The following is a 12,390-nucleotide window of genomic DNA, read 5'->3' on the forward strand; positions in this document are numbered from 1 at the left end:
GTTATAGATGATTTAAGGGAACTGCAAAGTGATGCATGTTCCTTTATTTTTTTCACTTTCAATTAAAACTTTTCCATTATGGTTTTTCATAATTCGCTTTACAGTACTTAAGCCTAAGCCGGTTCCTCGATACTCTGATTCGCTATGCAACCGGCGAAAAGGTTCAAATATCTCGTTAATAAAACGTGTTTCAATACCTATACCATTATCACAAATTTTTATTTGATGGAGTAAATACTCATTGAGCTTTGTTTTCACATGAATGACTTCATAGGTGATAGTGATTACCGGCTCTTGTTCGCAATACTTAATCGCATTTTCGAGGATGTTTTGTACTAGCATGAAAATTTGGGCACGGTTGCCATGTATGATAGGCAAATTATCACAATGAATTGAAACTTGAGTTTTCGCGTCGTTAAACAGAATAGGTTTTAATTCAATGATAATTTGATTGAGGTCGACTAACTCGTTACCAGCCGAGATATGATCCGTTAGAATATAATCGTACAAACCTTCTACTAAACGGTTCATTGTGTGTAATCGATTTTCGATTTTTTCAAATAAATTGTGATCCTCACTATCTAGCACTTGGCGATCGGTTAATCTATCTTTGAGCAGTGAAGTGAGTTGTCCAACATTTCGAATCGGTGCTTTAAAGTCATGAGATAAACTTCGACAGAAGGTCTGTTGATCGAGGGTTCTATTTTCTAGTTGTACCTGATGGTGTTTGCGTTCAATTGCATATAAGGCCATACGTTGCAGAAGTGTATCGTGCAGGCTGCCTTTAGGTAAAAAGTCTTGAGCGCCATCTTTTATTAATTGTCGACCAACCTCCCCATCTTGTAAGGAAGTCAGGACAATTATCGGAACTGTTGTTTGTAGTTGTTTTAACGTTTGAGTGGTGGCTTCTATATTAGAGTCTGGCAAACTTAAATCAATTAGGGCGATGTCGAAGATGCTAGATCCTAGTGCTGCTAAACCGGCGCTTAACGTGTCGAAGGTTTCGACTTGGCAACTGTCAGTAAAGGCGCCATAACAACATTCTATGATCAGCTCTAGATGATCGGGATTGTCTTCAATCAATAATACTTTCATGCTTTTGGCAACTCACTAATATCCGCCCAGAAGCGATTTACTTCACAGATTTTTCGGGCAAAATCTGTGTAATCAAACGGTTTAACTATGTAGCTATTGGCTCCGCATCTATAGCTCTGTTCAATATCCAGACTATTTTCTGAGGTGCTAACCATCATGATTGGAATATGTTTGATAGCCGGATCCGCTTTTATTAATTTAAGTGCTTCTAAACCATCTAATAAAGGCATTTTTATATCTAAAAGAATTAAGTTAGGTAGAAGATGTTTGGCCAGATTTTGTCTTTTTAGATCCTGTAAATGTGAAATTAATAGGTCTCCATTACTGAAACGAACAACCTTATTGTCAGGATTGTAATCTTGTAGTGCTTCGACAATCATTTCAGCATGATCATCATTGTCTTCAGCAACTATGATATTTAATGGTTTCATTTAAAACTATTTGTCCATTTTTTGGGGAATACACAAGGTAAAAGTACTACCTTTGCCTATAGTTGATTCTAGTTCTACCCAGCCTTGATGTTTTTCCATGATAGTTTTGACTATTGCTAAACCGACACCACTACCATTGCCGACATCGAGTCGTTCGAAAATTTTGAATACTTTCTGATGATGTTTAACGTCAATACCAATACCATTATCAGATACTGCAATACAATTCAAATTATCTCTTTGATAACCATGTATTTTGATCTTTGGCACAGTACCTGGTACGGCATAATTAATTCCATTGGAAAATAAGTTCTGTAAACATTGGGTGACTAATTGTGCATTAACCTCTAACTCTTGTTCGCCATTTTCTAGCTGGAATTCTGCGCCGGAATCTAAAATGGATTGGTTTAAGGATTGTTGGGCTTTTGCAACACAGGTTTTTAATTGGCAAGAGCTATATTCTAATTTTTGTCTGACAATGCGGGCTAAATCGAGTAAATCGGCTAGTAGCTGTGACATGTGATCTACATTGACTCGAATACGTGTGAGTCTATGACGATTCTTTTCATCTAGTTGATTACCGGCTGAATCTAAAATTCGTTCAGCAAAACCGCCTATTGTGACTAAAGGTGATTTAAGATCATGGGAAACGGTATAAACAAAAGCCTGCATTTCTTGATTTCGCGATTCGAGCTTTTGATTGCTATCTTGCAGTGACTTTCTAAGTAAACTGGAATCGGTGACATCCCGAAATATAGCAGACACAGATGATACCGCCGAATTGCCAATATTGACTGGCGAAAAGGCTACCGACATAACTTTCTCTTGGAGTGTTTTTGAGCTGAATTGTAATTCTAAAGTGCCTACGGTTTGGCCATTAAAAATGGCTTTTATTTGTTGTTTAATTAAGGTTAAAGCTAAAGGATCTTTGACTAAGGATTCAATTTTCGCTTTATACATACTGACTTCATCAACTGCAAAAAAGCTTAAAGCGGTTTGATTCCATGAGTCTATTTTACCTTCACTATTAATACAGAGAATGATGTCATTCGATCCTTGAAATATGGCCTCAAACTCGGCTTGTGCTTTTAAACGTAAGAAAATGGCTTGGCTATATAATCGATATAAAGTGAGTAGTACGAAGGCCAGCAATATTAATCCCATGTTAAATAAAACCGATGATGTATAGCGTTCGAGAATTAGCTTGTTGACTTGCTTGTGATTGATTGCTGCTATTAATGTTAAAGGTGGTACATGTGAAATGACAGTTATATTGACTGGATATTTACTGACATTATAAATGCTGTTAGTGGCGTTAAATTTTACAGTTTGAATATTAGATGCAGCTTGTTGTTTGCTAACTATTTCTTGAGTATCTTGCTGCCAAGTTTGTGTTTCGCCATATTCAAAAGAAAAAGACAGCTCTTTATTATGATGTAATAGGTATTGGCCTTTTTCGTTTAATAAAAATAATTCCATGTAAGAATTAGTATGTAATGGCAACTTATTAAGTAATAATTGTGCATTAAAATTAATAATCACTAAGCCAAAAAACTGATTCTCTGCATCAAATACAGGTTGTGCTATACGGTAAGTAGGCCAAGCTGGTTGTTCGATTTTTCCGTATTCTCTGTTCAGGGTGATGTCTGAAATATATAACTGCTTTGTTGGAATAGTTTGAACCTTTTGAAAATAATCACGTTGCTCTTTTTGCTGTAAATTATCTTCTTGAACTGTTTCAATTTTGTCACCATGCCTGTGGACTCGCACTAATTCACGGCCTTGATTAGCTTTACCTATGAAACGAATTTGTACAATATCGGGATTATTTTGCACGTAAGCTAAAAAGATGGTTTCTAGGCGTTTTACCCATAAAGCATAATCTGTATTTTCTATGGGATCTATACCATTATTTTGTACCGCACGAGTAATTCCAGCTATTGGAGGCGTGGCGTAGATAAAGCTAGTATGTCGAATACTGGCAAGTAATGTTTGTTCTATGGTGTTGCCTCTGAGGGCTGATTGATGGCTTAAGTAGGTATTGGTTTCGGTTTTAACTTGCTTAGAAATAGCAAGGTAGCTATACCAGAGTGTTGCCAGTCCTAAGGCTAAAATTAGGATGCAAGCAATGACATAGCCCATTTTACTCAAATGAAATCTGTTCATAAAATAACGAGTAAAGACAGTGACTTAACGAAATCCATTTTCTATGGCCCAAACAGAGTGATAAGTTACCAACTATACCGCAATCGCCATCATCAATTCATCTTAATCTTGTTTAAAAACATAAATCAAAAAAATAAAATTTAAATCTTAAATTATCTTTATATCCTTGTGTCATTTTGGTGAGTCATAAAAAAACCTCTAATAGTGACTATTAGAGGTTTTGGTGTTAGTACTTATTTGATGTTTAGCTAAAAATTAACTTACCATTTAGTTGTTATTAATAGCTGTTATTAATTGATACTAAAGATTACCCGTTACTGACATCTTCAAAATCAGCATCAATCACATCGTCGTTGGCGCTATTTTTTGCTTGGTCTGCTTGCTGTTGACCAGCTTGAGATTGCGCTTGTTGCTGCGATTGTTCTGCTTGCATTACTTTACTGTAAGCTTCTTGTAATGCAGTTTGACGCATTTCAATCGCCGCTTTGTCTTCTCCATTAACGGCCATTTTTAGTTGCTCAATTAATGTCTTAAGCTCTGTTTGTTGCTCCTCGGCTAGGCTTGCCATCGAGGTTTGAACCGTATGAATTAACTGATCGGCCTGGTTACGTTGCTCAACTAGCTCACGTTTTTGTTTGTCTTCAGTGGCGTGCATTTCACCATCTTTCACTAAGCGGTTAATTTCATCTTCAGTTAAACCACTTGAAGCAGTAATTTTAATGCTTTGCTCCTTGCCCGTTGCTTTATCTTTGGCTGATACATTTAGAATACCATTTGCATCAATGTCAAAGGTGACTTCAACTTGTACCGAACCTCTTGGTCCTTGCTGAATATCGGTTAAGTTAAATTGTCCTAAAGATTTATTGTCAGTTGCCATTTCACGCTGCCCCTGCAACACATGTACTGTCACGGCTGCTTGATTATCCTCTGCTGTTGCAAAGGTTTCTGAAGCACGTGTGGGTATGGTGGTATTTTTTTCAATAAGCTTAGTCATGACTCCGCCTAATGTTTCAATACCTAGAGACAATGGTGTCACATCAAGTAACAATACATCATCAACCGCTCCCGACAATACACCTGATTGTATGGTGGCACCTATGGCTACCGCTTCATCTGGGTTAACATCTTTACGAGGTTCTTTATTGAAGAACCCTTTAACTGCTTCTTGTACTTTTGGCATACGGGTTTGACCACCCACCAAAATCACTTCGCTAATATCACTTCTACTTAAACCCGCATCTTTTAGTGCTTGTTCACATGGAGCGATAGTATTTTTGATTAAATCATCCACTAATGACTCTAGTTTCGCTCGGGTTACTTTGACGTTTAAGTGTTTAGGGCCACTGGCATCAGCAGTTATGTAAGGTAAGTTCACCTCAGTTTGTAGTGCTGATGACAACTCGATTTTTGCTTTTTCAGCGGCTTCTTTAATACGTTGTAACGCTAAAGAATCTTGCTGTACGTCAATACCACTGTCTTTTTTAAATTCATCTGCAAGGTAATTAATTAAGCGTAAATCGAAGTCTTCACCACCTAAAAAGGTATCACCGTTGGTCGCTAGTACTTCAAATTGTTTTTCGCCATCTACGTTTGATATTTCAATTATCGAGACATCAAATGTACCGCCACCTAAATCGTAAACCACGACTTTTTGATCGGCCTTACTATTTTTATCTACACCATAAGCCAGTGCCGCAGCTGTGGGTTCATTGATTATGCGCTTAACATTCAAGCCGGCAATTTTACCTGCGTCTTTAGTGGCTTGGCGTTGTGAATCATTAAAGTATGCAGGTACAGTAATGACCGCATCTGTTACTGTTTCACCCAAATAAGCTTCGGCATCTTTTTTCAATTTACGTAAAATCTGTGCCGATACTTCTTGTGGTGATAAGGCTTTACCATTTATTTCCACCCAAGCATCACCGTTATCCGCTTTGACAATTTTATAGGGCGCTAATTTAATATCTTTTTGTACTTCTTTATCGTCAAACTTACGGCCTATAAGGCGTTTAATGGCAAATAAAGTATTTTGTGAGTTGGTTACCGCTTGTCTTTTAGCGGGTTGGCCTACTAGAGTTTCATTGTTTGCATAAGCCACAATAGAAGGAGTGGTACGGTTGCCTTCGGCATTTTCAATAATTTTTGCTTTGCCGCCTTCCATAACTGCTACACATGAGTTTGTTGTACCTAAATCAATTCCAATAATCTTAGTCATAATAGTCACCTGTTATCTAATAAATAATTTTGTAAAAAAGTCTGATGCTTAAGCTATGTAAGCAGTTTGACCGTATAAAACACCTTGCTTAAACCGACTTACATAGCTGGTTTAATCTCGGTTGCTCAGTAAGTGGAGCCATAATACGTAGGTGAGAAAAATGCTTCTGTCACAAATATGACAGTTGCGATTAATTACTGATTATTTTTTGCTATGTAGTGACAACTAGGTAAAATGAAAACACTTATTAGGCTACAACCTAAATCGTTTTACTATGCAAAAGAACACGCCACAGCTCCCTCATAAAGCCAGTCCGGTATTAGTTAAACAAGCTAATATTTTTGCGGATTTACCGGCAAAGTTAATTGAAGATTTTCAACAAGAATTTCAACTTAACGAATGGCACAAAGGTGACTACTTTAATTCGGCTTTATTGAATGAGCGTTTTTTTGTGGTGCTAGAAGGGCAAGTAGAAATTAAACAAACTAACCCTGAAACAGGTAGAGAAGCTACCTTGGATATGCTCTATGCCGGTGACTGTTTTGACTTAATTGTACTGTTAGATAATCAACCTCACGATGTCATTGTATCGCCCTTAACCACAGTGAGATTATTGTCAGTTAAACTTGATACTATGCGCCAGTGGTTGTGGAACTACCCAACTTTTAATCAACAATTTATGCCTTATTTAGCGCAAAAAATGCGTGAAAAAGAAGAGCTAGCCAGTAGTTTAGTCCTGCACAATGTTACCACCCGCCTGAGCCGTATTATTTTAAAGCACATTAATAAAGTTAAGTTTTTTATCACAGGTAAAGAAGACGAACAGCAACATATAGTTAATGGTTTAAATGATGACACCCTCGCGCGAATGTCAGGCACTGTGCGGCAAATAGTGAATAAGCAATTACAGCAGTGGAAACAAGACGGCACCCTAGATAAAAAACGCAATCAATTGATTATTAATGATTTGTCAGCTTTAGAAGAAGAAGCGAAATACCCGCAAGGTTTGTCCAAGCGTCATAAATAAGTGCACTCTGCTTGATAGGTATAAAATTCTGTTTAGCTGCTATTGATTAGCATCTGATTATACCGAGTTTTACTAGCAGCGTTACTGTGAGTTATGTCTTTCATCGCGACGCTCTTCAGGCTCATTAAGCACCTCTTCAGATTCAGGATGCAAGGACAAAACATTTTGTGAAGTGCGCACCATAGCGACATAGTGACTTTCATGGTCTTCAGGTCTTTCAACTATGCGCGAACGGATCAATTGCATGATGAGAACCGCGCTGGATATTGTTAAAATGATCAGATAATAAGCGGGCAGGGCGCTAGCACCCATAAATTCTAGAATAACCCCCGCAATGGCGGGTCCAATAAAAGATCCCAAACCATAGATCATTAACAGACAACTAGAACCTGCCACTAGATGATCTTTGTTGATTCGATCTACCAAATGCACCACCGAAATAGGATAGATAGCGAATGTCAATCCACAGAACATGGCTGATAATACGGTAATCAGTCCGCGCTCTACTGTGTAATACTTGGCACATAGAGCCATTGCGAGTGCCAGCAGGCTAGCCAATATAAAAGTAAATAATATGACACGCCGACGATCCATTCGGTCTGACCAACGACCCACAGGATATTGGATCAAAGCGCCGCCAAGAATAGAGAGTGAGATAAAAGCAGCAAGCTCCTTTTCGGTATACCCCAAGTCGCTGACAAATAAAGGTGTTAGCCCCCAAAAAGGCCCCATCAGCAATCCCGACACTAAGCAGCCAGTAACTGCTACTGGGGCCGCTCCAAATACCTTAAAAATGCTCATTGATGGCATATTAAGATTTACATGAGGTTGTTGCAGTCGGGTCCAAGAAATTGGCATAATCGCAGCTGTAACAAGTAAACTGGCTACTATAAAAAGGGTGTAACTTGATGCACTGTCGATCAGTAAAAGTTGTTGGGAAGCGGCGATTGCTAATAAATTAATAAGAGTGTAGATAGAAAAAACGCGGCTTCGATAAGCGTCTTGGGTCTGGCCATTTAGCCAACTCTCGACTACCGTATACATAGCAAATATACCAAAGCCGGTTACAAAGCGGATAGCCAGCCAAGCGTAAGGGGAGATGAATAAAGCGTAAGCTAACACGCAACAACCGAGTAAAGCGGTACAGAAAGTAAAGCAACGTATATGGCCCATCCGCATGATCATCTTTGAAGCTATTAAGGTCGCAACGAATGCGCCCAAAAAATAAGCTGAAGTTAGAATGCCTAAAAATTTATCTGAAAACCCTTCGGCGACTCCACGCAAAATCAATAATGTACTGAGTAAACCATTACCTAATAACAGTAAGAATATACTAAAAAATAAGGCCATGATGGAGACTAGAATTGAACGCATAACGTTTCCAAGAACAGTTGAATGGCTTAATTTGAGGCAGTATAGCTTAAAGTGCAGTGGTAACCTGCCTGTTTTAATGGAGCATTTTTCAGTTTCTACTTCCTCTAAATATACAGTAAGAAAAAGGGTTGAAGTGTCTTTACGCAATGAATTTTAAACTACAGGTAGCTTACTATCTTGCCTAAAACACAGGCAAAACGGTCAAGAGTTGCAAGTATTGCAGAGTCCATTACATCCTTAATAAAAGCCGGGAATATATAAGTAAGGAGAAATATACGCTTACATTCAATTCACCCGTCTCAGCTGATTTTCGCTGCCTTAATCTGTTCTACTTTGTTACTGTTCACTTTAAAGAATGTGATAACAGCGAGCTTCTGTGCGGTGCCGCTTGTTATTTATTTCCCCGCCTCTAGTAGAAGCAGATAATAATTTAAAAGCAGAGAAAAAATGAAAAGTTTAAAAGAACAAACAGACGCTAAAATTGCAGAAACACGAAGTGTGAAACCTGAGTTCATGCAAAACATTGATGAGCTAATGGTTCAAGCTAAAGTGTTTCAGCAAGGTGCTAATGCTGTTGCGATCGGCACACAAGTGCCAAGGTTTGCATTACCCAATCAAGTGGGTAAATCTATCTCGTTAGATAATTTATTAGCTAAAGGTCCGGTTGTTGTAACTTTTTATCGAGGTAGTTGGTGTCCGTACTGCAATCTGCAACTTAGAGCATTACAGGCACGCCTTGCCGATATTCATGCACTTGGTGCTGAGTTAGTGGCAATTAGTCCTGAAGTGCCTGATGGCTCTCTTAATCAAGATCAAATAAAGGCGCTAGATTTTATTGTGTTGTCTGATCAAAGTGCCAAAGTGGCGGAACAGTTTGGTGTGGCATGGCAAGTACCTGAGGTGCTTTTAGAGCATATGCGAGTGGATAGAAAGTTAGATCTTGAGGTTATTAATAACGGCAATGGTAATGTTTTACCTATTCCCGCTACCTTTGTGTTGAACCAAGAGGGCATAGTGACATGGCGCTATGTTGATGTTGATTATCGAACCCGTTCGGAGCCTAGTGATATAATTGCAGCCTTAAATGCACAATAATAAAACAGTAATAAAGTCGCGCGCAAAAAAAAGCCCAGATAATATCTGGGCTAAACACATACTTAGAGACACACATAAAACTAAACACACGCTAAATCAGACTGAGGTTTTTTGATTTAGTTCCAGCGATTACACAATAAAGGTAATTATTCTTATTTCAGAATTGATTGCGACACAAAACTTAAGTCCGAACAATTACTTATTCAAATCGAGAGGATCTGCTGATTAGGTTGGCGACTATCTGTCCTTAGCTACGCTCACTTTAATAATGCTATTGGTGCTACTTTGGTGAATTAATAAATCGTCATCTCGGGTAGCGCGCATATGCCTGACTATACCTGCATAGATATCACCAGAAGGAATAGCCCAACTTTGAAAAGTTTCACTGTTTGGCTCAAATCGAACTAAGGCATCGGGTCGCATACCAGATTCGTTATACCAAACAACGTTATCGATAACGGCAATGGCGTAAGGATGAGAATTTTTGCCGCTAGGTGATGGCCATTCTTTAATGTCGCCATTTTTAGGATTATATCGGCCAAGACGACCTTGGGAAGAATTGACATACCAAATCATGCCATCGCTTGCTATATCTAGGCGGCGTACCTTAGTAGCTGAGTTAGGCAATAATACTTCAGTTAATTGCATAGTGTCGGGATTAACTTTAATCAAGCAATTGTTGCCGTTACAAGCTACCCATGGCGTGCCATCAGCAGCGATTTTAATACCGTAGGGTTTAGAATTGGCTCGAGGCAAGGTGACTAACTTTATGTCACCGGTTTTAGGATCTAAACGACCAATAAAATTGCTATGTTGTGCGGTAAACCAAAGAATTCCATTGTTAGCAAAGATAGCACTGTGAGGATCTTTGGCTTTTTTATCAGGCATCTTAAATTCGGTGACTTCACCTGTAGCGGGATCTACTTTACCAATAGAACCATTCTTATTGCCGGTATACCAAACATGATTATCTGGGCCAATGGTGACTGTATGTGGCATAGCATTGGGTGGCAATGGATATTCTTTCATAGCGCCAGTAGTTGGATTGATTTGACCAATAAGATTTTGTCTTTGTCCTGCCCACCAAATCTTACCGTCTTGGGCTTCGATTGGATCTCTAGACCTTTGGCCTAAGGTAGGTGTTTGCCATCGAGTAAATTCTATTTTTAGCGGACCAGACATTAAAGTGGGTGAACGATTAGTATTAATAGGATAGTTTGCGGCAAGGTAAGTAAATACTTGTTGTTCGATACTTGGCTGTGCAGATAAATCAAGCATAGTGCGAGTTAATGATTGCCATCCCGCATAATTGTATCCCGAACTCCGGGTGATTTGATTAATGCCATGGCAACTGGTGCAGTATTGCTCAACCAATAACTTACCTGCTGAATGTTTACCATTCTTTTTTAATTCAGAGGTCGATTGTTGGCTATTTACAGTGAGCGAAAAAGTACTGAAAACACATATTATGATGACTAAAAATGCGTTCTGCTTATTCATAAATAGTTCCTAATCTGTTTCATTTAAAATTTAAACTATAGTGCTTCAATATTAGCATTAGCAAATTTTTAGCCAGCCGTTTTTACATGAAAAATCAATTTATGCCAATTCCATTAAATTCTCGCTGAGTGTACATTTATTGAAGTTGGTATTAGCATAATGTTTCAAAGCTTGGTCCGAGTATATTTTTATCGGATATTGCTAAGTTTGTCGTCGTTGCAATGGTGCTATCTTTACTCTTTTAGAAATGATGGTTGCCACTTAGGGCAGAAACACTTAGTTTATGTTTATCAGCAAAGTTTAATTATTCAGGAAATCTAACAATATGGAAAATATTTTAAGTTCAGGCTCATACTTTGTTGGTTGGGGAACATTAGCATTAATTAATGCAGGAATAGCTCAAGGCAAAGGTCGTAAAGGTTTAAATTGGTTTGTAATTTCCTTGCTTTTAGGGCCTATAGCTACATTAGTCTTAGTCCTAATGGCTGATTTAAGAGCATTCAATCGTTATTAATTCACTAGTATCTATCTCCTAAGTACTGCCTTTATTCTTTTTTGTAGCTCGACACTGGCGACTGATTTTTATGGTTTTATCCGTAAAAAACTGGCGAAGCGGGGGATACCTCTGGCGGTTAGGCCGTAATATTTAAAGGTGATAATTGTGCCTATAGCTGGTGGTGTTTGCCGTTGTGAGTCAGAAAACCCTGAGCCAATTTTAAATTGTAGGCCGTTATCTAATTCAACTAATAACGCGCCTAACATGTTTTGGTATTTTCCTTTACCGGCAAGGTGGGCGATCACTTTTGCTTCGGCATCCATGTGTTTTTTTAGTTTAAGCAGTTGTGAGCTTCTGCCATCTTGATAATAAGCATTTTGATGATGCAGCATTAGGCCTTCTGCACCTTGGGCGACGAGTTCATCTAACTTGTGTATTAACTGCATTTGGCTGCTTAGTTTAAATTGAGGTATCACTTGTAAGTAAGGGCTGGCGATAGTTGTTACTATGTTCTGCATAGCTGTTATGCGTTGGCTAAAGTTGCCTGTATGATCAGGTAAATCAAACAACATAAATTTGATATTTTGCCAATCTTGATTGGGAGTATCACGCAATACTATAGAGGCCGTTTGCTCAAATTTTTTGCGGGCTAGCCATAATTCACCTTCTATAGTTTGCTGTGGAAAGTCTTGCACAAACCAAAGTGGGGCGTGAATGATATTTCCTCGGCGGGATATGAGGTTTGAACCATTCCAGCGGGCGCGAATACCGTCGAGTTTTTCACTGATCCAATAGTCTTTAATTATTATACCATCTTGATAAACCGTGGCTAATTGTTGCGTAGTTGGAGTTTTGTGAGGTATTGATGAATTCAGCACACTGGCATTACAAACGCTAACAAGTACGTGCACTAAAATAAGAAGTATCAAACGGATAAATGCGCTAAAAGTAGTCATATTCAGTGAATTCCATGTCGGTGAATATTATTAAG

The 12,390-nt window shown here is 38.5% G+C and carries 10 protein-coding genes; 3 read left to right on the forward strand and 7 right to left on the reverse strand.

The annotated features are described in order from the left end of the window. Nucleotides 1-12 precede the first annotated feature (12 nt). From GQR87_RS05140 to dnaK, 4 genes are all read right to left on the reverse strand, one after another. Nucleotides 13-1,095: an ATP-binding protein gene (locus GQR87_RS05140; RefSeq protein ID WP_158967200.1), complete on the reverse strand. Its 1,083-nt coding sequence runs from the start codon at nt 1,093-1,095 to the stop codon at nt 13-15. Next, a complete protein-coding gene (locus GQR87_RS05145) occupies nt 1,092-1,526 on the reverse strand; it encodes a response regulator (RefSeq protein WP_158967202.1) in 435 nt (144 codons plus the stop codon). Before GQR87_RS05145 ends, GQR87_RS05140 begins: the two co-directional genes overlap by 4 nt. A gap of 6 nt (nt 1,527-1,532) precedes the next feature. Then, on the reverse strand, nt 1,533-3,692 hold the full coding sequence (locus GQR87_RS05150; RefSeq protein ID WP_158967204.1) for an ATP-binding protein: 2,160 nt from the start codon (nt 3,690-3,692) through the stop codon (nt 1,533-1,535). Nucleotides 3,693-3,999: 307 nt separating this feature from the next. Continuing rightward, entirely contained in the window at nt 4,000-5,907 is a 1,908-nt protein-coding gene (gene dnaK / locus GQR87_RS05155) for a molecular chaperone DnaK (RefSeq protein WP_158967206.1), read from the reverse strand. A gap of 274 nt (nt 5,908-6,181) precedes the next feature. Between dnaK and GQR87_RS05160 the strand changes: the two genes are divergently transcribed. After that, nucleotides 6,182-6,934, forward strand: coding sequence for a Crp/Fnr family transcriptional regulator (locus tag GQR87_RS05160; RefSeq protein ID WP_158967208.1), 753 nt, complete (start codon nt 6,182-6,184; stop codon nt 6,932-6,934). An 81-nt stretch (nt 6,935-7,015) separates the two neighbouring features. Here the strand turns inward: GQR87_RS05160 and GQR87_RS05165 are convergent, their stop codons facing one another. Then, nucleotides 7,016-8,308: an MFS transporter gene (locus GQR87_RS05165; RefSeq protein ID WP_158967210.1), complete on the reverse strand. Its 1,293-nt coding sequence runs from the start codon at nt 8,306-8,308 to the stop codon at nt 7,016-7,018. A gap of 447 nt (nt 8,309-8,755) precedes the next feature. Here GQR87_RS05165 and GQR87_RS05170 point away from each other — a divergent pair, with 447 nt between their 5' ends. Continuing rightward, nucleotides 8,756-9,403, forward strand: coding sequence for a peroxiredoxin-like family protein (locus GQR87_RS05170; protein WP_158967212.1), 648 nt, complete (start codon nt 8,756-8,758; stop codon nt 9,401-9,403). A 237-nt stretch (nt 9,404-9,640) separates the two neighbouring features. Here the strand turns inward: GQR87_RS05170 and GQR87_RS05175 are convergent, their stop codons facing one another. Continuing rightward, a complete protein-coding gene (locus tag GQR87_RS05175; RefSeq protein ID WP_199271691.1) occupies nt 9,641-10,903 on the reverse strand; it encodes a cytochrome C in 1,263 nt (420 codons plus the stop codon). Between the two features lie 325 nt (nt 10,904-11,228). Between GQR87_RS05175 and GQR87_RS05180 the strand changes: the two genes are divergently transcribed. Beyond that, nucleotides 11,229-11,417 (forward strand): antitermination protein NusB, encoded by a 189-nt coding sequence (locus GQR87_RS05180; protein WP_158967214.1) that lies wholly within the window; start codon nt 11,229-11,231, stop codon nt 11,415-11,417. Between the two features lie 68 nt (nt 11,418-11,485). On the opposite strand, the gene GQR87_RS05185 is transcribed toward GQR87_RS05180, so the two are convergent. After that, nucleotides 11,486-12,355, reverse strand: a complete 870-nt coding sequence (locus GQR87_RS05185) for a DNA ligase (protein ID WP_158967216.1) — start codon at nt 12,353-12,355, stop codon at nt 11,486-11,488. Between the last annotated feature and the right edge of the window lie 35 nt (nt 12,356-12,390).

Origin of the sequence: Paraglaciecola sp. L3A3 (genome assembly GCF_009796765.1) — a bacterium.
Lineage (GTDB): Bacteria > Pseudomonadota > Gammaproteobacteria > Enterobacterales > Alteromonadaceae > Paraglaciecola.

Coding starts and splice junctions, on each gene's coding strand:
- GQR87_RS05140 (WP_158967200.1), bottom strand. CDS start 1,095: ATGAAAGTATTATTGATTGAAGACAATCCCGATCATCTAGAGCTGATC.
- GQR87_RS05145 (WP_158967202.1), bottom strand. CDS start 1,526: ATGAAACCATTAAATATCATAGTTGCTGAAGACAATGATGATCATGCT.
- GQR87_RS05150 (WP_158967204.1), bottom strand. CDS start 3,692: ATGAACAGATTTCATTTGAGTAAAATGGGCTATGTCATTGCTTGCATC.
- dnaK (WP_158967206.1), bottom strand. CDS start 5,907: ATGACTAAGATTATTGGAATTGATTTAGGTACAACAAACTCATGTGTA.
- GQR87_RS05160 (WP_158967208.1), top strand. CDS start 6,182: ATGCAAAAGAACACGCCACAGCTCCCTCATAAAGCCAGTCCGGTATTA.
- GQR87_RS05165 (WP_158967210.1), bottom strand. CDS start 8,308: ATGCGTTCAATTCTAGTCTCCATCATGGCCTTATTTTTTAGTATATTC.
- GQR87_RS05170 (WP_158967212.1), top strand. CDS start 8,756: ATGAAAAGTTTAAAAGAACAAACAGACGCTAAAATTGCAGAAACACGA.
- GQR87_RS05175 (WP_199271691.1), bottom strand. CDS start 10,903: ATGAATAAGCAGAACGCATTTTTAGTCATCATAATATGTGTTTTCAGT.
- GQR87_RS05180 (WP_158967214.1), top strand. CDS start 11,229: ATGGAAAATATTTTAAGTTCAGGCTCATACTTTGTTGGTTGGGGAACA.
- GQR87_RS05185 (WP_158967216.1), bottom strand. CDS start 12,355: ATGACTACTTTTAGCGCATTTATCCGTTTGATACTTCTTATTTTAGTG.